We start from the raw sequence: 22548 nt of genomic DNA on the forward strand, positions 1-22548 counted from the left end.
CGTGGCGACGGTATCGAAACCACAAACCCGAAAGGCCATGATTCGAAACGCAGGGAGCGCACCCGTCATCCGCTTTCCAACCGAGCCATGCCCTGCCTGTAAAGGACCCATGCGGTCACTCCGGCCAGCAGGTTGCCGCTCAGGGCTCCGGTCAGCAGCCCGGGCAGCCCGCCCAGCCAGGCACCGAGCCACAGGCACGGCAGGTAGAAGGCGAACAGGCGCAGGCCGGATATCAGCAGGGCCCGCAACGGCATGCCGAGGGCGTTGTTGACCGACACCATCAACATGCAGATACCCAGTGCCGGATAGCTCAGCGGCACCCGGTACAGATAAGCCTGCAGCACCGCCGCAACCGAGGCGTCGGCACTGACCAGCGGCAGGACCCAGTCCGACAGCGCAATCCACAGCAGGCTGACGATCAACTGCCAGCCCAGCACAAACAGTGCCGCCAGTCGAATCAGACGTCTTGCGGCAGCCAGCTCGCCGCTGCCGACCAGACGGCCGACCATGGGCGGCATGGACATGGTCAGCGCCAGCACCACAACCAGAGAGAAGAACTCCAGCCGGGTGCCCAGCCCCCAGGCGGCGACCGCCGCAGCGCCAAAACCCGCCACCAGCCCGGTGGCCAGCATGGCCGACACCGGCGGCAGCAACTGGCTGACCATGGCCGGTGCCCCGATGCTGCTCAGTTGGCGCAGCGTGGCCAGTACCGGGGTCCAGTCCAGGTCGAAGGCAATCCAGCAGCGCCTGAACAGCCTGGGATAGGTCAGCAGGCAGGCCAGGCTGAACGATACTATGGTAGCCCAGGCCGCGCCGCGCAGGCCCAGTTCCAGGGTAAAGATGAACAAGGGATCCAGCCCCATATTGAGTACACTGGCCACCAGCATCATCAGACCGGGGAAGCGGGTATCGCCCTGCGCCCGGTGCAGGCTGTAGCCCAGATACATCACGGCCCCCAGCCAGGCCGATACCAGCCAGATGGACCAGAAGCTGTCCACCACCGGCCGTATCTCCGGCCCGGCCCCGAGCGCCGTCAGCAGCGGTCCGCGCAGCCACCAGAGCAACAGGGCCAGCACACCGGCGGCAGCACTGCCCAGCAGTACCACCACACCGCCCTGCCGCTGTGCGATGGCCGCATCATCGGCCCCCAGGGTGCGCGAGATGATGGCCGTGGCGGCAATACCCAGGCCGACCTGAAAACCGGTGAAACTCTGCTGCACCGGCACGGTAAAACCCAGTGCGGCAAGTGGCTCCACCCCCAGCCGGGCGATCCAGAAGGCGTCCACCAGGTGGTAGCTCATCAGCGCCAGCACGCCAAAGATCATGGGCCAGGTCATCTGGAACAGACTGCGGGCCAGGCCCTGTGACAGCATGGTGCGGCTGTCCATCAGCCGGTTCCGTGCCGCATTCGACAGGCTGACTCGGCCGCCGGGGATCGCTGGTTGTTCAAGGTGCCGACACCTTCTCCATCTTCTGCGCCAGCGCGAAGTCTTTCTCCGAGATGCCGCCGGCATCATGGGTGGTCAGTTGCACCCTGACCGAATTGTAGACATTGAACCATTCCGGATGGTGCCGCTGTTTCTCGGCCCAGATCGCGGCCTTGGTCATGAAGCCGAAGGCATCGATGAAGTTGCGGAAACGGAAGGTCTTGGTCAGCTTGCCGTCTGCCAATGCCCAGGGCTCACTCAAGCCTTGGTTCAGTTCAACCAGGGCCTTGTCGATATCCGGCCCGGACAGCTTTTCGATCTCCATGCGGTCCTCCTGCTGCAAATACAAGGAAGGCGACAGTGTAACCATTCCTGGCGGGCAGTCACGACCCCGAACGGATACAAAGCCGGGCCTGGTCAGGCTGTACAATGTCATTGAAAGCTGACAGTCGGCCCACATATTCAGCATATGAACTCACATCGACTCCGGTCCTGGAAGCTGCGGCATCAACTGCAGGGCATGCTGCTGTTGCTCGTCATGGCCCTGCTGATGGCCTACCTGGCGCGCCTGATTGGCGGTGACACCCTGGCCTGGGTGGCGACCGTCATGGTTGTACTGCTGTATCTGTTCAACCCGGTGGCCCATCCCGACCTGGTGCTCTCGATGCACCGGGCCCGTCCGCTATGGCCCCGGGAGGCACCGGATCTCTATCACACTGTCAACGTACTGACCGAGCGTGCAGATCTGCCCACCGGACCGCAGCTGTATTATCTGCCCTCGCCCCTGCTCAATGCCTTTGCTGCCGGTACCGGACACAACGCGGCCATTGCCCTGTCGGCCGGGTTGCTGCGCACCCTCAATCAGCGTGAGCTGACTGCGGTCATCGCGCACGAGATGAGCCACATTGCCAATGACGATCTGCGCACCATGGCCTTTGCCGGTCTGGTCGGTCACCTGACCCGCATCCTGAGTCTGATCGGTCAGGTCCTGCTGCTGTTCGGCCTGCCCTGGTGGTTGCTGCAGGGCCAGGCGCCGCCCCTGCTGCCGATACTGGTGCTGCTCGGGGCACCACTGATCACGGCGTTGATACAGCTGGCCCTGTCACGCAACCACGAGTTCGAAGCGGACCGGCGGGCAGTGGAACTCTCGGGAGACCCGGAAGGCCTGGCTTCGGCACTGCTGAAGCTGGAGCGGCACAACCAACCCTTCTGGGAACAGTGGCTCTGGTTCAGGCGGCAACCGACCCGGCAGCACAGCACCGGACTGCATTGGCTGCGCACCCATCCGCCTACGGAGGACCGGGTCGCACGCCTGCGTGAACTTTACGCCCGCAGTGATTTGGTCTAGTTTAGCGGCTATGCAGCGTCAGCGTTCCACCAAGCACAGCGCGGCTGGAGCAGACCGGTCCGGCGGCGTCATCAACTGGAAATCAGGCATTCACTGGGGGCTGCTGTCGGCGCTGGTCTGGGCCCTGCTGTCCGGTGGTTCCGGCTGGTATCTGGGCCTGCCGGTCATTCTGGCCGCCACGGCCACCGCGCACTGGCTGCGTCTGCCGGCTCCTGACCCGCGGGTGGTGCTGCGCCTGCCCCGTTTTTTTGCCTTCTATCTGCGTACTCTCTGGCAGGGCGGCTGGGACGTGGCCCGACGCGCCCTGTCACCGAGCCTGCCCATTGACCCGGCCTGGACGACCTACGAGTTGCAGCGGCGCTACCGGGATGACCCGTTGTATCCGCGTCTGCGCCTGCTGATGTCGGCCCTGATCGGGCTGCTCCCAGGCACTCTGTCGGCCCGTTATCAGGCGCATGAACTGCAGGTGCACGTACTGGACCAGCAGCAGGACTGGGTATCGACTGCCCGCCGGCTGGAAGACGAACTGGCGCGGCTGCTGGGAGTCAAGGCGTCATGACCCTGCTGGCATCGGTGCTCTTGCTGACCATTCTGGCCGGTCTCTGGCGCATTCTGCGCGGACCGACGAGCGCCGACCGCCTGCTCGCCATGCAGCTGTTCGGCACCACCGGGGCCGCCTTCCTGCTGGTGCTGGCTTTCGCCACCGACAGTCCGGCCCTGATCGATGCGGCTCTGGTGCTGGCGCTGCTGGCCGCTGTGGCTTCTGCCGCCCTGGTGCAGTACCTGCGCCCGCGCCGCCGCGCCGCCCGCGCAACCGACAGCACAGATGGAGAGCAGAGTCGATGACAGCCTGGCTGGATCTCGTGTTGACGCTGCTGAGCTGGTCTTTGCTGCTCTGCGGTGCTTTCTTCTTTATAGCCGGTACGGTAGGCCTGCTGCGGTTTCCGGATATCTACTGCCGACTGCATGCCGTGACCAAGGCGGACACCCTGGGGCTGGGCCTGCTGCTGCCCGGACTGGCCCTGCAGGCAGACAGCCCGGACAGGCTGGGTACTCTGCTGCTGGTCTGGTTGCTGGTTATGGGCTCCGGTGCCACCGCCTGTCAGATGCTGGCCCGCTATGCCCGTGAAACGGAGGCCCCTGTCGATGATCCATGAGTGGTTGCTGGACGGCAGTCTGGCCCTGCTGATTCTGACTCTGGCGGTGGCCGTACTCTATGTGCGCAGCCTGTATGCGAGCATCGTGCTGTTCATTGCCTTCGGCCTGCTGCTGGCCCTGATCTGGGCTCGCCTGGGCGCGCCGGATCTGGCCCTGGCCGAAGCCGCCATCGGAGCAGGACTGACCGGCACCCTGTTGCTGGCCGCACTCGGTCGCACACCGGTCAGTCAACGTGCCGAACCCGCTTTTTCCGGAGCCCGACAGTACGTGCGCAGCGGGCCGGCAGTGGTACTGAGCCTGCTGATTTTCTGGATTCTGCTGCAGGCCGTGCTGCCGCTGCCGGAGCAGTCTTCTGCGGTGGTAAGGGCTGCGGAACAGCATCTGGACGCCGCCGGCGTTGCGCATCCGGTTACCGCTGTGCTGCTGAACTTCCGGGCCTGGGATACGCTGCTGGAGTTGCTGGTGCTGTTGCTGGCCTTCATGGCGGTGCGCCAGTTGCTGCCTTCACTGCCGCGTGCACCGGAAGCCTGGCCTCTGCTGCTGGGTTGGAGCTGCTTGCTGGCACCACTGATCATTCTGATCGGGGGCTATCTGCTGTGGCGCGGCAGTTCCGACCCCGGCGGTGCATTTCAGGCCGGCGCCCTGCTGGCCGCCGGGGCTATCCTGTTGCGTCTGACCGACCTGCTGCCGGCCATGGGCTGGCATCATGCCTGGGTACGCCTGCTGGTGCTCGGTGGCTGTGCCTTCTTTCTGCTGGTGGGGCTGTTCACGCACTGGCTCGGCGCCGGTTTTCTGGCTTATCCCGAAGGCTGGGCCGGGCCGCTGATCATTCTGATCGAGGTGGCCGCCACGCTGTCCATCGCCATCACACTGACCCTGCTGGTGATCGGGGAAACCCGGGAGGTGCGGGGCTGATGACCCAGGTGCTGTTCTATCTGATTCTGGGTGTGGCCCTGTGGGTGCTGGGTCTGCATGGTCTGATTCGCCTGCACCAGCCGATACGGCGCATCATCAGTGTCAACATCATGGGCAGCGGCGTGTTCATGGTCATGGTCGCTCTGGCGCGGCGCTCCGAGGACCCGGATCCGGTCATGCATGCACTGGTGGTGACCGGCCTGGTGGTGGCCATCAGTGCCACCGCCTTTGCGCTCCGCCTGGCCGTGACCGGCCAGCGGTCCGAGGAGGACAGGGAATGACGGCAGCACTGGCGGCATTGCTGATCCCCCTGTTTACCGCTCTGGGGCTGCTGCTGCTGCGCAGTCGCTCCGGGCCGCTGGTCATTCTGACCAGCCTGGCCACGCTGGCGGCCGCCTGCTGGGCGCTGGTCGAGGTCACCACCAGTGGCCCCCAGAGCCTGCATCTGGGTGACTGGCCCGAACCCCTGGCCATCCGGTTTCAACTGCAGCCCATCACCGCACTGCTGCTGGTGTTCACGGCCCTGATCCATCTGCTGGTAGCGGTCTATGCCGCACGCAGCCGCCACTGTCGCACCCGGGATACTGACTATTGGCCCCTGTCCTGCCTGCTGCAGGGCAGCCTGAATGCACTCTGGCTGTCCAGTGACCTGTTCAACTGGTATGTGACCCTGGAACTGCTCGGTCTGGCCGCTGTGGCGCTGGTAGCCCTGTCCGGCCGCAAGGCGTATGGACCTGCACTGAACTATCTGCTGCTGTCACTGGGTGCGTCGCTGGTCTATCTGCTGGGCGTGGCGCTGATCTATGGTCGCTACGGGGTGCTGGATATTACCCTGCTGGCAACCCAGACCGAGGCCGATCAGAGTACCCGGGTGGCTTTCTGGCTGATGACTCTGGGTCTGATGCTGAAGGCGGCTCTGTGGCCGCTGCACCTGTGGCTGCCAAAGGCGCACGCCAGCGCGCCCACAGCGGTCAGCGCCCTGCTGTCGGCACTGGTGGTCAAGGGCCCCCTGTTCATACTCTGGCGTCTGTGGTCGGAGGCTGCACCGGTTGAACTGGCCATTGAAACCGGCCCATTGCTGGCCATCGCCGGGGTGGCGGCATTGCTGCTGGGCGGCTGGTCGGCCCTGCGCACACCCTGGCTGAAAAGTCTGGTCGCCTATTCCACCGTGGCCCAGCTCGGCTATGCCCTGATGGCCCTGGGGCTGCTGATGCACTGGCAGTTGCCGGCGCTGGATGCGGCCCTGTGGCTGTTCGTGCTGGCCCACGGGCTGGCCAAGGCATCGATGTTTCTGGCCGCCGGGGAACTGCAGGCCACGCTGGGCAGCAAGCGGGTCTCGGCGCTGCGTGGCACTACAGAAACCATGCCGGTGGCCATGTTCGCCTTTGCCGTCGCCGGGGGCAGCCTGATCGGCCTGCCCCCGAGCGGCGGTTTTCTGGCCAAGTGGATGCTGCTGGAGCCCATGCTGGGCCAGTCCGAACACTGGCCCTGGGTGGCCGGTATTCTGCTGGGAACCCTGATCAGCGCGGGCTATGTATTTCGCGTCGTGGCGCTGGCCTTCGATCGGGCTGACCCGGTGCCCCCGGATTTCAAACCCGACCGTTTCGCCCACTGGCTGGCCATGCTGCCGGCACTGGTGGTCTGGGGGCTGGCGCTGGTCAGCCAGCCGCTGATCGCCTGGCTGACGGGGGCCACACCATGATCTGGACCAGTCTGCTCCCACTGTTGGTAGTTCTCAGTTCGCTGGTACCGGGTCTGCTGATCTTCACGCTGCGCGAAGATCAGGTACGCCTGCGTACCACCCTGAACCTGGTCGGTGCCGTGGTAAAGATACTGCTGGTCGGCCTGATGCTGTGGGGCGTGGCCAACGGGCTGGAATTCCGGTTTGCTGTGCCCTTTATTCCCAACGGCGACCTGGTGCTCAAGGGCGATGCGCTGTCGCTGCAGTTTGTCACCCTGTCGGCCGTGCTGTGGCTGACCACCACCATCTATGCCATCGGCTATCTGGAAGGGGCGCCACTGCGCTCGCGCTTCTTCGGTTACTTCAGCCTCTGTGTCAGTGCCACTGTCGGCCTGGCCCTGGCCGGCAATCTGGTCACCTTTGTGCTGTTCTATGAACTGCTGACCCTGGCCACCTTTCCGCTGGTGGTGCACCGGGGCACGGCGGCAGCGCTGCGCGCGGGGCGCATCTATCTGGCCTACACCCTGGGTGGCGGCACACTGGCCCTGCTGGGCGCCGTACTGCTGCATACCCAGGTGGGCAGCCCCGCCTTTATCCCGGGCGGCTATCTGCAGGCCACCCTCGGTGACGACCGGGTCACCCTGACTCTGGCCTTTGTCCTGCTGATTGCGGGTTTCGGCGTCAAGGCGGCGCTGTTCCCGCTGCATGGCTGGCTGCCGACCGCCATGGTAGCGCCGGCTCCGGTCAGTGCCCTGTTGCATGCGGTCGCTGTGGTCAAGGCCGGGGCCTTTGGCCTGGTGCGGGTGATCTACGATGTATTCGGCGTGAACCTGATGACCGAACTGGATCTGGCCACACCATTACTCTGGCTGGCCGCCTTCACCATACTCTACGGGTCGGTCCGGGCCCTGTTCCAGACCGATCTGAAAAGGCGGCTGGCCTTCTCCACGGTCAGTCAGGTGTCCTATATCACGCTCGGCATCGCGTTGCTGGGCCCCATTGCTGCCGTGGGCGGGTTGGTGCACCTGGTGCATCAGGGCATGATGAAGGTCACACTGTTCTACTGTGCCGGCAATTTTGCCGAGACTCTGCACATTCACAAGATCAGGGATCTCGACGGGGTCGGCCGCCGCATGCCCCTGACCATGGCCGCCTTTACCGTCGGCGCTCTGGGCATGATCGGGGTGCCGCCGGTCGCAGGTTTCATCAGCAAATGGTATCTGGGTCTGGGGGCTCTGGAGGTGGGCGCGGACTGGGTGCTGCTGGTGCTGGCTGGCTCCGGGCTACTGAATGCGCTGTATTTCCTGCCACTGCTGTATCGCGGCTGGTTCGGCCCGGCCCCCACCCACTGGCCCCACGACGAAAAGCTCGGCACAGGGCGGCCGGGGCTGGGGGAGACCCACTGGATGCTGCTGTGGCCGGCGCTGACCACGGCCTTTCTCGCGCTGCTGATCGGTATTCTGGCCGGCACCGGACTGAGCCCGCTTAACTGGGCGCAACTGACCGTGAATATGGAGTTTGATCTGTGATGGCCTGGCTCTGGTTACTCGTTCCGCTGACGCCCCTGTTGCTGATCCTGCCAACACTGTACTGGCAGCGGGCGACGCGCTGGATCTGGCTGGCACCGTTGCCGGCAGGGGTACTGGCCCTGCTGCAACCCGACAGCCTGCGCTTGCCGGGGCTGTGGCCAGGTGCCCGCTGGGGCCTGCCGGATGATACCGCACTGGCGCTGCTGGTGTTCACTGCCGGGCTCTGGCTGCTGGCGGGTCTGTTTGCGGTCTGGAACCAGGCTGCCGACTCGCGGCGACGGCGCTTCTGGCTGTTCTGGCTGCTGGCTCTGAGCGGCAACCTGCTGCTGCTCATCGCCCAGGACGGGGCCAGCTTCTATGTCGGCTTCACACTGATGAGCCTGTCGGCCTTCGGCCTGGTGATACACAGTGGCAAAACCGAAGCCCGGCGCGCCGGTCGGCTGTATCTGCAACTGGCGATCATGGGTGAACTGCTGCTGTTCATGGGGTTGATGCTGCGCGTGCACGAAGCCGGTGGCGACATGGAGCTGGCTGCCTGGCAAGGCACACCGATCGGCACCGCCACACTGATCTGCCTGTTGCTCGGCTTCGGCCTCAAGGCCGGTTTCTGGCCGTTGCATATCTGGCTGCCCGCCGCTCACCCGGCAGCACCACCGGCGGCCAGTGCAGTACTCTCCGGTGCCATGATCAAGGCTGGCATACTGGGCCTGTCGCGCTTTCTGCCCGAATCATCGGAGTTGATCGGTGGCTGGCTGCCGCTGCTGGCGGGCATCGGCCTGATCAGTGCGTTTTTCGGTGTTGTGGTCGGTCTGCTGCAGCGCCGGGACAAAACAGTACTGGCCTATTCGTCGGTCAGCCAGGTGGGCTACCTGCTGTTTGTGCTGACCCTGGTGCTGACCGCCGACACTCCGGCTCTGGCCGGCCTGCTGCTGATGCTCTATGTGGTGCATCATGGCCTCGCCAAGGGTGCGTTGTTCCTCGGTGCCGGACTGGTACATGAACAGCGTCTGCCACGCTGGGGCTGGGCTCTGATGGCCTTGCCAGCGCTGGCGCTGGCTGGTTTGCCGCTGACTTCGGGCGGCGCGGTCAAGACCCTGCTCAAGGATCAGGTGGAACAGGCCGGCATGGCGCAGTTGATCGGGGTGCTGACGCTGGGCTCTGCCAGCACCCTGCTGCTGGTCAGCCGGGCCCTGTGGCTGATGTGGCACAGCCAGCCCGCAACCAGACCGACTGCACCACGGCTCCCGGTCTGGCTCAGTTGGGGCCTGCTCTGCATCGCCCCGGTGCTGCTGCCGTGGCTGTGGCCCGAGCTGCGCCAGGCCATGCTGAACAGCCTGAGTATCTATGCCAGCTGGGCCCTGCTGTGGCCGCTGCTGCTGGCCACACTGCTGATGGCAGTGGTGATTCGTTTCCGGGTCTACCGCTATTGGCAACACCTGCGGCTGCCTCAGCCGGGCCTGCGATTCTCGCTGTGGGCCCGTCGCTGGCTGCAGACCCGACCTCTCAGTGCCGATGCGCCGAGTCTGTCCGCGCAAATGTCGACAACGGTCCGCTTGCGCGCTCTGGAGCGTCGCTGGAATCGACTGGGTGAGGATGTGGTATCAGTATCGGTCTGGGTGATCGCTTTGGCCGTTCTCTGGCTGTTGATCTGATTTTCGAGTCGCGCATCCCCGCACAATGCCTTAACCTAATAATGAACCCTGAACAAAAGAAGAAGAGTTTTCACATGACTATGCGCACTTCACTCATTGCATTGGCCGCCGGCGGCCTGCTGAGCGTGGGCCAGGCCTTGGCCTCGGAAGACTGTGGTCGGGTACAGATCGCGGACATGAACTGGGATTCGGCGACCCTGCTGGCTAATGTCGACCACTTCATACTGACCCACGCCTATGGCTGCGACGCCGAGCTGGTGGCCGGGGATACCATTCCGACCGGCACCTCCATGATTGAACGCGGACAGCCCGATATCGCACCCGAACTCTGGACCAATTCATTCCCGGACGCCCTGGACCGGGGGGTCGAGGAAGGTCGCCTGCGTATCGCCGGCTTGTCACTGAGTGACGGCGGCGAAGAGGGTTTCTGGGTGCCCACCTATATGGTGGAGGAAAACCCGGAGCTGGCCACCATCGAAGGTGTTATCGCCAATGCGGACCTGTTCACGCATCCGGAAGATCCGTCGCTGTCGGCCGTCTATGGCTGCCCGGCGGGGTGGACCTGCCAGATCACGGCGGCCAACAACTATCGTGCCCTGGATCTGGAAAGTGAAGGCTTCGCGCTGGTGGATCCAGGTTCAGGCGCTGCGCTGGCCGGCTCCATTGCCCGTGCCGTGGAGCGTCAGGAGCCCTGGTTCGGCTACTACTGGTCGCCGACTTCCGTATTGGGACGTTATGACATGACCATGGTCGATCTGGGTACCGGTGTGGATGAGGAGCACTATCTGAACTGCACCTCGCAGGAGGACTGTGCCGACCCTCGCCCGACCATGTGGCCAAGCTCTCCGGTGCAGACGGTCACCACCAACGACTTCGCCGAGCGGGCCCCCGCAGCCTATGCCTACCTGGAAAGCCGTTCATTCACCAATGACGAAATGAACGAGATGCTGGCCTGGATGGACGAAAATCAGGCTGACGGCGAGTTTGCGATGGAGTACTTCCTGCTCTCGTATGAAGACATGTGGCGCAGCTGGCTGGACGATGAAGCCGCCGACCGCGTGGCAGCAGCACTGGGACTCTGACACCCACCGGCTGGGCAACACCGAGCAGAACTGAGGTATCCGGTATCCGGCTGCCTCTTTTTTTGGGTGCACGGCCCTGACATCAATTGCTACGGAGACTGCCGACATGTCCTGGCTGACCGAAATGCCTCAGATGAGCCGCGCCGACATGCTGACGCTGCGGCAGACTCTGGACGGAGCCTACCGCACGTTTTCTCGCCAGTACGGGGATTCGATCGAGGCCTTTTTCAATCCGCTGTTGCAATTTCTGATCGGCTTCGAGCGCCTGCTGCTGACCACGCCCTGGTGGCTGGTGCTGGGGGTCATCACGGCGCTGGTCTATGCGGCCAGCCGGTCCTGGAAGCTGTCTCTGGGGGTCGTGGTCGCACTGATGCTGATCGGCTGGTTCGGCATGTGGGAAGACACCATGCGGACCATGAGCATCATCATGGTCTGCACGCTGCTGGCCATCGCCATGGGCATTCCCATCGGCATCTTGATGGCTGCTTCCGATCGTGCCCGATCCGTCATTACGCCGGTGCTGGATGTCATGCAGACCATGCCGGCCTTCGTGTATCTGATTCCCGTGGTCATGCTGCTCGGCATCGGCCGCATACCCGGTGTCATCGCCGTGGTGATCTATGCCATTCCACCGGTGATCCGCCTGACCAACCTGGGTATCCGCCTCGTCGACAAGGAGGTGCTGGAAGCCGCAACGGCCTATGGCGTGTCGCCACTGCAGCGCCTGCTGGGCGTTCAGTTGCCTTTGGCGATGCCCAACATAATGGCCGGCATCAATCAGACCATCATGATGGCCCTGGCCATGGTGGTGATCGCCTCCATGATCGGTGTGCAGGGGCTGGGCCAGCCGGTGTTGCGCTCCATCACCAACCAGTATTTCACGCTGGGGCTGCTCAATGGCCTGGCCATCGTGGTACTGGCCATCATCTTTGACCGGGTGTCACAGGCCTATGCTCGTCGCGCCCAGCGGCACATGGGAGTACGGGATTCATGAGCGAGTCATCAAGAGCCGACGTACAGATTCGCGTAGAGGGTCTGTACAAGCTGTTCGGAGCAAAAGCGAAAACCACCATGGCGCGCGTCCATGCCGGTGAATCCAAGACCGAAATTCTGGCTGCTACCGGCCATACACTGGGTCTGCGCGACATCAATCTCGACATCCGGCGCGGCGAGATATTTGTCATCATGGGACTGTCGGGCTCCGGCAAGTCTACTCTGATAAGGCACTTCAACCGGCTCATCGACCCTACAGAGGGGCGCATCCTGATTGAAGGCACTGATGTGATGAAGCTGCCTCCGAAACAACTGCGCGAATTCCGCCGACACAAGATGTCGATGGTCTTCCAGCGCTTTGGCCTGCTGCCCCACCGCAATGTGCAGGACAATGTCGCCTTCGGCCTGCGGGTACAGGGCGTGAAGCGCCAGCAGCGTGAAGAGGAAGCCCGCCGCTGGCTGAAGGATGTGGGCCTGGATGGCTACGAAGAACAGTTTCCAAGCCAGTTGTCAGGTGGGCAGCAGCAGCGGGTCGGGCTGGCCCGGGCACTGTGCACCAATGCCGACATCCTGTTGATGGATGAAGCCTTTTCGGCGCTGGACCCGCTGATCCGCAGCGAAATGCAGGATCAACTGATCGAACTGCAGGCCCGGCTGCAGAAAACCATTATTTTCATCACCCATGATCTGGATGAAGCCCTGCGCCTGGGTGACCGCATCGCCATTCTGCGTGACGGGGCGCTGGTTCAAGTCGGGGAGCCACGGGATATTCTGCTGGAACCTGCCGACAACTATGTCGAGTCCTTCGTGCGGGATGTCAATCGGGCTCGGGCGCTGACCGTGGACGCGGTCATGAAGCCACCGCGCTATCGCATTACTGCACACTCCATTGATGAAGCCCTGGCCCAGATGCGGACCCTGAAGAGCGACTGGGGTTATCAGGTGTCAGACAGCGGCGCCTATCAGGGTATTCTCAACAGAAACCGGCTGGAGGCAGCACAGCAGTCCGGGGGCGACCAGACACCGCTCGACCAGTTGCTGGAATCTGTACCCGGCATCAGCGGCAAGGTGGCCCTGGAAGAGGTATTGCCGAAAACATTGAATACAGAGTATGCCCTGCCTGTGGTGGACGAACAGGGTGAGCTGCAGGGCGAGGTATCCAGGCGGGAAGTATCCCGGATACTGTCGCGCCAGCAGCAGGACCCGGAGGCCGCGCCGGAGCACTGAAGACCAGCGGCGGCTCAAGGCTTTCTGTCAGGTGGCAATCAGCAGGCAGTTGCGCCCCTGTTGTTTGGCCGCTCGCAGGGCGCCATCGGCCCGTTCCAGTGCGACTGCCATGCTGGCGTCATTGACGCGCAGTTCGGTAAGCCCGAGGCTGATTGAGCACTGCCCGGCCTGTTCAACGGCAGCGCGCATCTTCTCCGCTACTGTATAAGCGTTTGTCTCTGTGGTGTGTGGCAACAGGGCGACAAACTCATCACCACCGAAACGAGCCAGAATATCGCTTTTGCGGAGCACGGACCGCAGATCCTTTATCAGCCCAACCAGAACCTGATCACCAAAATGATGACCGTGGTTCTCATTGAAGGCCTTGAACTCATCAACATCCAGCATGATAACACTGAGGGCGGTCTGATGCCGACGAGCCCGTTCAAATTCGGCCTGGCCCAGTTCATTGAGTTTACGCCGGTTGTAGACCAGGGTCAGAGGGTCCTGGGTAGCCGCTTCGGCCAGGCGCCTGTTGGTGGCTTCCAGTTCTTCGGTACGCGCGGCAACGCGGCGTTCCAGTTCCTGATTCTGGCGTTCCAGGGCCCACTGGGCTTCATAGAGGTTGGTAATATTCTGGGATATGCCAAACAGTATGCTGAACCGGCCTTCCTGGTCCCGCAGCGGCACCAGCAGCGTAGACCAGACGCCAGACTGTCGTTCTCCGGCGGCATCCTCGTAGTCCACCTGTTCCTCATACCGCACCGGTTCACGGGCTGCCAGGCATTGCTGGTAGTGTTTTCTGATCACCGCATAGGTATCGGCAGGCAACAGGTTCGACAGCCACTCGCCTTTCATGTCGGCTACAGTGCGCTCGAAAATCCTGGCTTGTGCCGGATTCAGCGCAATGACTCGGAATTCGCCCTCCACCTCTTCGCGGACCATGAACATGCTCTCCGGGAAGTAGGCCCAGACAGCACCGAACAGATCCATCAGGCGGTCTGCCGTCACATCCGGAAACTGCTGCAATAGTTGAGTGGCATACTGGCCGTTCAAGTGCGACTACTCCTTATTGTTAGGGCTCGAACTTGCGAGTTCTGCTGTTCATATCGAACCGTGTTCCATTTACTTGAGTCTATCACTGGTCAATATCGAATGCCCAATATCTCGATAGGTACCTGCAAGCCACTGTCCTCAGGATAACGACAGAACCGCAAAAAGGTACATCTGACCAGCGTCCATGATGCTACTCCCGACTGGATAGGAGTCGCTGCTGCGACTATGCTGCAAGCAGTGCTAGCCTGGCCTGGATGCTGGGCTGCCCCGGCCACAGGAGTACACAGGTTGTACCAGCACCCTGACAAGAACAAAAAATGGCCAGCCCTCGGCCTGATCATGGCCCTGCTGCTCGGCGTTTCGGCGCTGGCCGATGAGCGGACTGAGGTCACGCTGCTTTTGCCCTGGTACCACCAGTTCCAGTTCGCCGGGTACTACGCTGCGGAGAAACGGGGCTACTATGATGCTGCCGGACTGGATGTCACCATAGTGCCATCCTTTGTGCCGGGTGAACTGCCACGAAACCCCATTGAAGAAGTGGTGTTCGGGCGGGCAGAGTTTGGCGTGGCGCGCACGGACCTGCTGATACATCATGCTCAGGACCTGCCGGTGGTGGTACTGGCCAACATCTTTCAGCGCTCACCACTGATTTTCGTGACGCTGGAACGCTATGGGTTCAGCCGCCTGGAGGACATTGGTGACCGCCCGGTCGCTCTGACGCTGCCCACCGGCCAGCCCGGTGAAACCATCAGCGCCGAAACTCTGGCGACACTGCGGCAGGCCGGTATCGAACCGGACAGCCTCAACAACGACCGGAGCCACTGGCAACTGGATGATCTGATAGAGGGTCGTACGGAACTGATTCCGGGGTTCACTACCGACACCCCTCATATACTCAGGCAGATGGGTGAAACCCCGGTGGTGATCTCGCCGCGGGATTATGGCGTCGACTTCTACGGTGGCACCCTGTTCACCTCGGAGGCGGTACTGCGCGAGCAATCGGGACTGGCAGAGGATTTCAAGGCGGCCAGCCTGAGTGGCTGGCGTTATGCCATGGCCAGTCCGGAATCGGTCACGGACTATCTGCTGGAGCATTATCCGACACGCAGCGAGCACCATGACCGCACCTTCCTTTTACAGGAAGCAGCAGCCATGCATGACTATATCCAACCCGACCTGATCGAGATGGGTTATATCAACCGCCAGCGCTGGGATCAGATTGCGACTGTCCATCAGGACCTGGGGCTGATCACCCGATACGACCTGGAGCGGTTCCTCTATCAGCCCGAGTTACCGGGCACCCGGTTGCGCGATCTGATACCCCTGTTCGGCAGCCTGGCTGTCGTGCTGTTTCTGGTATTGGGGCTGAGCAGTTGGCTGCATGCAAAGAACCGGCGCCTGCAACTGGAGATCGCACGACGCCGGGAAGCGGAGGACTCGTTGCGGGTGCAGGCCGAGAAGGACGCCCTGACCGGCCTGGACAACAGGCACCAGTTTCACCATCAGATTCATACCGCTCTGGCAGAGGCCAGAGATCAGGGGCTGCCCCTGTCGCTGATCATGATGGACGTCGATCATTTCAAGGCCATCAACGACAGCCACGGACATCTGCTCGGAGACAGGGTACTGCGCGACATTGCACACGTGGCGTCACAGGAGATTCGCGGCAGCGACCATATCAGCCGCTTCGGGGGTGAGGAATTCGCTATCGTCCTGAACAATACACCGCTGCAGGAGGCCCGCCAGATTGCCGAGCGCATTATGCAGGCCTGCCGTCAGCACAGGGTTCATCTGGACGATGGCAGCCTGCACTACACGGTCAGTATCGGTATCGCCGAACTGCAACCCGACGACAGCACCGTCGAAGACCTGATCAACCGCGCCGATCGCTGCCTGTACCAGGCCAAGCAGGGCGGTCGTGATCAGGTCCGGTGCTGAGTACCGACAGACGGAGGTTCAGGCCGACAGTTTCTGCTGCTGCCAGCGCTGCAGCTTCTCGCGGGCACCATTCTGCGTGGGGTCCGTTTCCTGCGCATGCGTTTCGGTCGGTGCAGTCAGCTCGATCACATAACCATTGGGGTCGCGGAAGTAGATCGACTCTATGAAGTCGTGATCGGATACCCCCCGAACCTCCATGCCCAGATCTTCACCCTTCTTCTTCATTGCCATCATGTGATCGCGGTCGACTTCGATCGCGATATGCAGGTCGAAGTCATGCCAGTCCCGAAACTCAAACGGCATGTCCGGGGCTTCGAAGAACGCCAGGAAACTGCCGTCATCCAACTGGTAGAAGGTATGCAGATGCTGACAGCTGCGGCCGGTCTTGGTTTCACCCAGTTCCAGAGTGACCGTCAGGGGCAGGCCCAGGAAGTCCTCGTAGAACTTGCGAGTTTCTTCGGAATCACGGCAGCGATAAGCATTGTGGTGCAGGCCCTTGAGGCCACTTGCGTTATGAGTGTGCACAGTCATGGTGTCTCCTGTTCATCTGGTTATGGGTGCAGGCCACGAGCAAAAAAAGGCGCCAGCGCCAGGCGTTCTTGCTCTGCGATCTCATGTCCACCCGGGTGCCAAAGCACTTCGATCCGACTGCCCTGTGTCTTGAAATAGTCCATCAGACGCTGCGTCTCTGCGGCGTCACAGATACCGTCCTGCTCACCTGCCGTGAGCAGAATCGGCTTGCCTTTCAATTGCGACTGGGGCGCAGGTGCCCACGGAATCAACGGGTGCATCAGGGCTGCGGCATCGACCAGGTCAGGCTGTTCGAACAGCATGGTGGCCAGAATATTGGCCCCGTTGGAGTACCCGAAAGCTCCCACCCCGGTTGGCGCCACACGTGCCACCTGCTGCCGAACAAATTGCGCCAGCCGGACAGCCCGCCGGGCCAGATCTTCCATATCGTAGACGCCCTCGGCCTGACGCCTGAAATAGCGCAGCGAACCATGCTCCGACACGTCCCCGCGCACGGCAATCAGGTGAGCCTCGGGCAACTGCTCACGCGCCAGGTCGAAAAACTGGTTCTCGTCGCCGCCGGTACCATGAAACATGAACACCAGCGGTGCCCCCGCCGGCGCCTGATGTTCCCGATACTGATAGTCTCCCATCAGGCTGCTCCGTTCAGTTGATAAAGGTTTGATCGTGCAACGAACCGGCAAAGCCGTCAATGACCTCGCTGACCGGGTTCCAGTTGGGCAGCGCCTTCATGCGTGCCAGCCAGGCCGTGACATTCGGATACGGGGTAAGATCGAAACGAATGATTTCGCCCAGCGCCACATAACCGGCGCCCATGTAGTCGGCGATGGTCATCTGGTCACCGACCAGCCACTGGCTGCCCTGCCCCAGATAATAGTCGTTCAGTACGGACAGCCAGAACTGTGATTTCTCGCGCCCCCATTCGATGGTAACCCGATGACCTTCTTCGGACGGGCGCTTGTGGTGCGGGAAAATCTGCGGATAGACCAGATTGTAGGCCCAGTCTCTGTAGAAGCCGGTATTGAGCCAGTCCATCACTTCATTGACGCGGGCACGCTGTTTGAAGTCAGTGGGGTATTCCGGTAATTGATGCTTGTCAGCCAGATACTTCAGTATGGTCGAGCACTCGGTGATCTTGAGGTCTCCGTCGACCAGTACCGGCACCTGCCGACTGGGATTGAATGAAGCAAAGGGCTCTTCATGATGAGCGCCGATCATCAGGTCAACCACTTCCTCCTGTACCGGCAACTGCTTTTCTGCCGCCAGCAGGCGGATGGGACGGCTGGTCTGCGAGACCGGGTGCATATAGAGTTTCATCAGGCTCCTCCAGACTTGCTCTGCATGGCAAGTCGCTGTTGTTGTTGTGGCGTGAAGAGAAACTTACTGCGTTTCCTGATGATGATACGCCCGTCAGCCCAGAGGAGAGCACCGCTATTGTATGATTTTTATACATGTGACTGATCGACTGCATCGATCGATCAGCCACAAAGCACAGATCAGAGGGCGCGCAGAGCCTCGGCTGCAATGGCGAATGAGCGGCAGCGCGCTTCATGATCATGGATCTGCCCGGTAATCATCAGTTCGTCTACCCGGGTACGCTCCACAAAGCGCTGCAGCCAGGCATGAACGCTGTCTGCCGAACCGACTGCCGACTCGCTAAGGGCCTGCTGGGCCTGCGCCCGTTCCATGGGCGTGCCGATCTCGTCTGGATGATCGACCGGCGGTTGCAGCCGCCCCGGGTTGCCCCTGATCAGGCGCACAAACTGCTGTTCCACAGAGGTCATCAGACGCCGGCCCTCGGCATCAGAATCGGCGGCGAACACATTGATGGCAGCCATGGCATAGGGCTGATCCAGATACCGGGAAGGCTGGAAACGCTCGCGATAGACGGCCAGAGCCTGACCCAGCATGGTGGGCGCAAAATGGGACGCAAAGGCAAACGGCAGCCCCAGCGCTGCCGCCAACTGGGCGCTGTACAGACTGGAGCCCAGCAACCAGAGCGGTACCCGCAGGCCAACACCCGGCACCGCCCTCACCTTCTGCCCCGGTTCGGCCGGTTCGAAATAATGCAGCAATTCCCGCACATCGTCCGGAAAGTTGTCTGCTGCGTGGCGCGGGTCACGCCGCAGGGCCTGCATGGTGGCTCCATCTGTCCCGGGAGCCCGCCCCAGGCCCAGATCAACCCGATCCGGATACAGCGTGGCCAGCGTCCCGTATTGCTCAGCAATCACCAGCGGCGCGTGGTTGGGCAGCATGACGCCGCCGGCACCGATACGAATATGCTCCGTGCCCGCGGCCACAAAGCCCAGGGCCACCGAGGTAGCTGCACTGGCGATACCCGTCATGTTGTGGTGCTCGGCCATCCAGAACCGCTTATAACCCTGCTGCTCTGCCCTGCGCGCCAGGTCACGGGCATTGAACAGGGCCTCCCGGGCCGAACTGCCCTCGGTGATCACCGCCAGATCAAGCATGGAATAGGTCTGCACAATACCCCCTCGGCAACTGTTGCCTCGAATTCCAAAAAAGGACCCATGGTCCTGACGGAAGGTGGGTGCGGACCCGGTGAATTGCAAGAGACCGCCTGTACCGAACCCCGTTGATGCTCCGCTTGTACCTGCTTTGGATTAGAATATGCTAAGGTTTCAAGCAGGTTTCTTGCATTTTTGCCCAGGGGAGCCACGCATGGCGATTGATCAGAAGTCATCCAACCTCAATGCTGCGGGCCAGAACCGCCTTGAACTGCTGTTGTTCAAGGCCAGTGGCAATCAGATGTATGGCATCAATGTGTTCAAGGTCCGGGAAGTGATGACACTGCCCGGCATGACCAGGATGCCGGGGCAGCACCCCAGTGTGATCGGGGTAGTCCATCTGCGCGGCCAGACCACACCGGTATTTGATATGGCGGTGGCGCTCGGCCGCCCTCCGGTGGACAAGCAGGAAGATATCAAGCTGCTGGTGACCGAATTCAACGGCAGTGCCCAGGCCTTCAAGGTCAGCTCGGTGGAAAAGATCATCAACCTTGAATGGAGCGCCATGAAGCGCCCCCCACCGGGTTCGGGACGGTCCAATTTTCTCACTGCCGTGGCCGATGTTGACGGCGTCATGGTCGAGATTATCGATGTCGAACGTATCCTGGCTGCGGTGCAGCCGCCAAACACCCATGTCCCCGCAGACAGCATTGATCAATCCATCATGGCCTTTGCGGATGGTCAGGAGATTCTGATGGTGGACGACTCGACCACAGCCATTACCCAGACCCGGCGCACACTGGAGCCGTTCGGACTGAAGATCCACACTGCCAAGGATGGCGCGGAAGGCCTGCGGGCTCTGCGTGAACTCGCTGACGACAGCACGCCTGTTCACGAGCGGCTGCTTTGTGTGATAACCGATGCGGAGATGCCGGTGATGGACGGCTATACACTGACGCGCAAGATTCGTGAAGACGAATCACTGCGCCACCTCTTTGTTATTCTGCACAGTTCCATCGATGGCCGCTTCAACCGCAGCATGGTGGAAAATTCGGGCTGTGACACCTACCTGACCAAGTTCGACCCACAGGCTCTGGCCCTGATCATTCAGGGCCGACTGGGATCGGCCCTGGCTTCCTGATCTGCTCCACTCCGGTGCGGGTTACAGGAGATCCTGTGACAACGCATACCGGACCAGGTCGGAGATGCTCCCGGCTTCCAGCTTTTCCATCAGCCGCGCCTTGTGGGTGCTGACGGTCTTGGAACTGACATTGAGCTTGCGGGCGATATCGCCGACAGTCATGCCTCGGGCCAGGTCAAGGAATATGTCATATTCGCGTCGGGTCAACTGGGCATGAGGTTGTTGTCCCCCACTGCCGGTGATGGACTCCATGGCCAGCATGTTGGCCAGTTCTGCCGTAATGTAGACTTGGCCCGCTGCCACCTTGCGCAGGGCATCAAGAATCTCTTCCGGTGGCCTGGTCTTGGTTATGAAGCCATGGGCGCCCGCCCTGATGGTTCGAGTGGCATAAAGATCTTCCCGGTGCATGCTCAGCACCAGTACACGTGTCTCTGGTACCCGTCGTCGTACCTTCTCGATCAGTTCCAGACCGGAACAACCGGGCATGCTCATATCCATCAGCAATACCGCAGGCTGGCAAGACGGAACTTCCTGCAGGGCAATGTCGCCGTCAGGAGCCTCCCCCACTACATCCATATCCGGGGCTGAGGAAATCAGGGCCCGCATGCCTTCACGAACAATACTGTGGTCATCTGCGATATAGACTCTAATCATCAGCCTTGCCTTCCATGGGCAGTTCCACCTTGATGCGGACGCCCCGGCCAATGGCCGATTCGACGTTCAGAGTGCCATCCAGCATCGCCACGCGCTCGCGTATGCCCAGCAGACCAAAGCCGAATGGCCTGCTCTGCCCCGGATCAAACCCCTCGCCGTTGTCATTGATCTCAAGCACGGCGCTGCCTGCCCTCTCTGTATAGTCAACAGTTACCGAGCTGGCATTCGAATGACGGCTGACGTTGGTCATGCACTCCTGCAGGATGCGAAAAAGGGCGGTGGCAACCTCCCCTTTTGCCCGACCTGTGCCCGCCGTTCCTGACCACCAGCGCACTTCCAGGCCGCCACGATCCGTACACTGGTTCAGAAACCATTCCGCAGTGGCTTCAAAGCCCAGGTCGTCCAGCATTGCCGGCCTCAGGTTGGCGGCGATTTCTCTTACTTTTTCCACCGCGCCATCCACATGACCAATCAAGCCTTCAAGCCTTTGCAGGCTTGCCTGCGGCACCTCTGACAGGTCGCTCAAAGTCAGGCCCAGGTTCAACTTGAGTGCTGTCAATGTCTGGCCCAGCTCATCATGCAGATCTCTGGCAATACGCCGTCTTTCCTGCTCCAGCATGCCTTCCTGTGCTCGACTGAGACGTCTTAACTCCTCCTGCGATTGCCGCAGTGCCGCCTCGCGCTGCTTGATCCGGGTGACATCGCGCTGTACAGAAGCAAAGTATGCCTTCTGCCCGGGATTCCCGGCCGCAATGTGCACAATCTCTATTTCGTTCCAGAACGGCTCGCCATCCTTGCAATAATTGACCACCACCTCCTTGATGGGCTTGCGGGCTTCCAGTGCGGCCCGAATCCGATCCAGGGCGGCGCGGTCCGTATCGGGTCCCTGCAGCATGCGGGGGGTCCGCCCGAGCACCTCCTCGGGGCTGTAGCCGGTCACGCGTTCCAGGCCTTCATTGGCATAGATGATCCTGGGGCCCGGTTCATCCAGGGGGTCTGCCTCTGTGATGAAGATGACATCCTGCACCTGTGCCATACAGGCCTGCAACAGGCGACGACTTTCTTCCAGCCGATACCGCTCTGTCTTGTCGCGCGCAACACAGAAAATGCCGGCTACCTGATCATTAACCAGTATCGGCATGTAGGTTACCTGGATCACCAACTTGCGCCCGCTCCGGTTCCTGATTTTGCACCGGTGGCTGCAGGGGTTGCCCACCAGGGCAGCTTCAAAGCAGGTTTGTGCGGCCTCACGATCCGCTGTATCCACAAGAGACACCCAGCGGTTCCAGCGCAATTGTTCCAGCGCATGGCCTGTCAGGTGTTCGGTGGCATGATTGCACTCAACGAGACGCCCCTGCAGATCGAGGCTGCAGACCACATCCGGGTTCTGGGTGAACAGCGAGCGGTATCGTTGCTCGTTCATGGCAATCTGTTCCGACAATGAACGGTATTCCGTGATGTCGGTGATCTGCACAAAGCGGGAACAGTCAGAGCACGCTCTGGCCGCGATCGACAACCGATAGCGCCTGTTTTCGGAACACACTTCGATCTCTCTGGCCTGTTCCGGAATCCGATACTTCGCAACCAGGCGGGATGCCAGTTTTCCCCAGTCTGCCGGGGCCAACAGTCTTACCAGTTGCTGCTCTGGAGAAAAGTGAACGCCCAATTCTCTGCCGGCGTCATTGATATCAATGATCCGGCCGGAGGGGTCAACTCTGAGCATCGCCCCTGGAAGGACATTGATTTGCGGCACCATGAAGCACCCTTTT

23 protein-coding genes are annotated in these 22548 nt (G+C 61.6%); 14 read left to right on the plus strand and 9 right to left on the minus strand.

What is annotated here, in order from left to right:
- Positions 1-65: 65 nt before the first annotated feature.
- Positions 66-1388: an MATE family efflux transporter gene (locus tag E4656_RS04965; RefSeq protein WP_135481696.1), complete on the minus strand. Its 1323-nt coding sequence runs from the start codon at positions 1386-1388 to the stop codon at positions 66-68.
- A gap of 58 nt (positions 1389-1446) precedes the next feature.
- Positions 1447-1752 carry a 4a-hydroxytetrahydrobiopterin dehydratase gene (locus E4656_RS04970; RefSeq protein WP_135481698.1) on the minus strand — a complete coding sequence of 102 codons (306 nt, stop codon included), beginning with the start codon at positions 1750-1752 and terminating at the stop codon, positions 1447-1449.
- Positions 1753-1896: 144 nt separating this feature from the next.
- On the opposite strand from E4656_RS04970, the gene E4656_RS04975 reads away from it, so the two are divergent.
- From E4656_RS04975 to E4656_RS05030, 12 genes are all read left to right on the plus strand, one after another.
- Complete coding sequence (locus E4656_RS04975) at positions 1897-2775, plus strand: zinc metalloprotease HtpX (RefSeq protein ID WP_135481700.1); 879 nt, start codon at positions 1897-1899, stop codon at positions 2773-2775.
- A 10-nt stretch (positions 2776-2785) separates the two neighbouring features.
- Positions 2786-3334: a Na+/H+ antiporter subunit E gene (locus tag E4656_RS04980; RefSeq protein ID WP_135481702.1), complete on the plus strand. Its 549-nt coding sequence runs from the start codon at positions 2786-2788 to the stop codon at positions 3332-3334.
- Positions 3331-3621, plus strand: coding sequence for an MrpF/PhaF family protein (locus E4656_RS04985; protein ID WP_135481704.1), 291 nt, complete (start codon positions 3331-3333; stop codon positions 3619-3621). Before E4656_RS04980 ends, E4656_RS04985 begins: the two co-directional genes overlap by 4 nt.
- Positions 3618-3932: a monovalent cation/H(+) antiporter subunit G gene (locus tag E4656_RS04990; RefSeq protein WP_205849095.1), complete on the plus strand. Its 315-nt coding sequence runs from the start codon at positions 3618-3620 to the stop codon at positions 3930-3932. The genes E4656_RS04985 and E4656_RS04990 overlap by 4 nt, the downstream gene beginning before the upstream one ends.
- Complete coding sequence (locus E4656_RS04995) at positions 3922-4848, plus strand: hydrogenase subunit MbhD domain-containing protein (protein WP_205849096.1); 927 nt, start codon at positions 3922-3924, stop codon at positions 4846-4848. Before E4656_RS04990 ends, E4656_RS04995 begins: the two co-directional genes overlap by 11 nt.
- Positions 4848-5129, plus strand: a complete 282-nt coding sequence (locus E4656_RS05000; RefSeq protein ID WP_135481706.1) for an NADH-quinone oxidoreductase subunit K — start codon at positions 4848-4850, stop codon at positions 5127-5129. Before E4656_RS04995 ends, E4656_RS05000 begins: the two co-directional genes overlap by 1 nt.
- Positions 5126-6550 (plus strand): complex I subunit 5 family protein, encoded by a 1425-nt coding sequence (locus tag E4656_RS05005; RefSeq protein WP_135481708.1) that lies wholly within the window; start codon positions 5126-5128, stop codon positions 6548-6550. The genes E4656_RS05000 and E4656_RS05005 overlap by 4 nt, the downstream gene beginning before the upstream one ends.
- Complete coding sequence (locus E4656_RS05010) at positions 6547-8058, plus strand: proton-conducting transporter transmembrane domain-containing protein (protein ID WP_135481710.1); 1512 nt, start codon at positions 6547-6549, stop codon at positions 8056-8058. Before E4656_RS05005 ends, E4656_RS05010 begins: the two co-directional genes overlap by 4 nt.
- Positions 8058-9710 carry a proton-conducting transporter transmembrane domain-containing protein gene (locus E4656_RS05015; protein WP_240753908.1) on the plus strand — a complete coding sequence of 551 codons (1653 nt, stop codon included), beginning with the start codon at positions 8058-8060 and terminating at the stop codon, positions 9708-9710. The genes E4656_RS05010 and E4656_RS05015 overlap by 1 nt, the downstream gene beginning before the upstream one ends.
- Positions 9711-9790: 80 nt before the next feature.
- The gene (locus tag E4656_RS05020) at positions 9791-10792 is read left to right on the plus strand and encodes an ABC transporter substrate-binding protein (RefSeq protein ID WP_205849127.1); all 1002 of its coding nucleotides are present in this window, start codon (positions 9791-9793) and stop codon (positions 10790-10792) included.
- Between the two features lie 106 nt (positions 10793-10898).
- A complete protein-coding gene (locus tag E4656_RS05025; protein ID WP_135481713.1) occupies positions 10899-11786 on the plus strand; it encodes an ABC transporter permease in 888 nt (295 codons plus the stop codon).
- Entirely contained in the window at positions 11783-13012 is a 1230-nt protein-coding gene (locus tag E4656_RS05030) for a quaternary amine ABC transporter ATP-binding protein (protein ID WP_135481714.1), read from the plus strand. Before E4656_RS05025 ends, E4656_RS05030 begins: the two co-directional genes overlap by 4 nt.
- Before the next feature lie 27 nt (positions 13013-13039).
- Here the strand turns inward: E4656_RS05030 and E4656_RS05035 are convergent, their stop codons facing one another.
- Positions 13040-14047 (minus strand): sensor domain-containing diguanylate cyclase, encoded by a 1008-nt coding sequence (locus tag E4656_RS05035; protein WP_135481715.1) that lies wholly within the window; start codon positions 14045-14047, stop codon positions 13040-13042.
- Positions 14048-14335: 288 nt separating this feature from the next.
- Here E4656_RS05035 and E4656_RS05040 point away from each other — a divergent pair, with 288 nt between their 5' ends.
- Entirely contained in the window at positions 14336-15985 is a 1650-nt protein-coding gene (locus E4656_RS05040; RefSeq protein WP_167855941.1) for a GGDEF domain-containing protein, read from the plus strand.
- An 18-nt stretch (positions 15986-16003) separates the two neighbouring features.
- Here the strand turns inward: E4656_RS05040 and E4656_RS05045 are convergent, their stop codons facing one another.
- The 4 genes from E4656_RS05045 to E4656_RS05060 all read right to left on the minus strand — a co-directional run bounded on the left by E4656_RS05045 (position 16004) and on the right by E4656_RS05060 (position 19002).
- Positions 16004-16516: a VOC family protein gene (locus tag E4656_RS05045; protein ID WP_135481717.1), complete on the minus strand. Its 513-nt coding sequence runs from the start codon at positions 16514-16516 to the stop codon at positions 16004-16006.
- 20 nt (positions 16517-16536) lie between these two features.
- Positions 16537-17148: an alpha/beta hydrolase gene (locus E4656_RS05050; RefSeq protein ID WP_135481718.1), complete on the minus strand. Its 612-nt coding sequence runs from the start codon at positions 17146-17148 to the stop codon at positions 16537-16539.
- Positions 17149-17161: 13 nt separating this feature from the next.
- Positions 17162-17833: a glutathione S-transferase family protein gene (locus E4656_RS05055; protein WP_135481720.1), complete on the minus strand. Its 672-nt coding sequence runs from the start codon at positions 17831-17833 to the stop codon at positions 17162-17164.
- 179 nt (positions 17834-18012) lie between these two features.
- Positions 18013-19002 carry an LLM class flavin-dependent oxidoreductase gene (locus tag E4656_RS05060; RefSeq protein WP_135481722.1) on the minus strand — a complete coding sequence of 330 codons (990 nt, stop codon included), beginning with the start codon at positions 19000-19002 and terminating at the stop codon, positions 18013-18015.
- Positions 19003-19198: 196 nt separating this feature from the next.
- Between E4656_RS05060 and E4656_RS05065 the strand changes: the two genes are divergently transcribed.
- The gene (locus tag E4656_RS05065) at positions 19199-20125 is read left to right on the plus strand and encodes a chemotaxis protein (RefSeq protein ID WP_135481724.1); all 927 of its coding nucleotides are present in this window, start codon (positions 19199-19201) and stop codon (positions 20123-20125) included.
- Positions 20126-20146: 21 nt separating this feature from the next.
- Here E4656_RS05065 and E4656_RS05070 read toward each other — a convergent pair whose 3' ends face one another.
- A complete protein-coding gene (locus tag E4656_RS05070; RefSeq protein ID WP_135481726.1) occupies positions 20147-20779 on the minus strand; it encodes a response regulator in 633 nt (210 codons plus the stop codon).
- Positions 20772-22502, minus strand: a complete 1731-nt coding sequence (locus tag E4656_RS05075) for a PAS domain-containing sensor histidine kinase (RefSeq protein WP_167855942.1) — start codon at positions 22500-22502, stop codon at positions 20772-20774. Before E4656_RS05075 ends, E4656_RS05070 begins: the two co-directional genes overlap by 8 nt.
- Positions 22503-22548: the final 46 nt, after the last annotated feature.

The sequence above is a fragment of the Natronospirillum operosum genome (assembly GCF_004768465.1).
Taxonomy (GTDB): domain Bacteria; phylum Pseudomonadota; class Gammaproteobacteria; order Pseudomonadales; family Natronospirillaceae; genus Natronospirillum; species Natronospirillum operosum.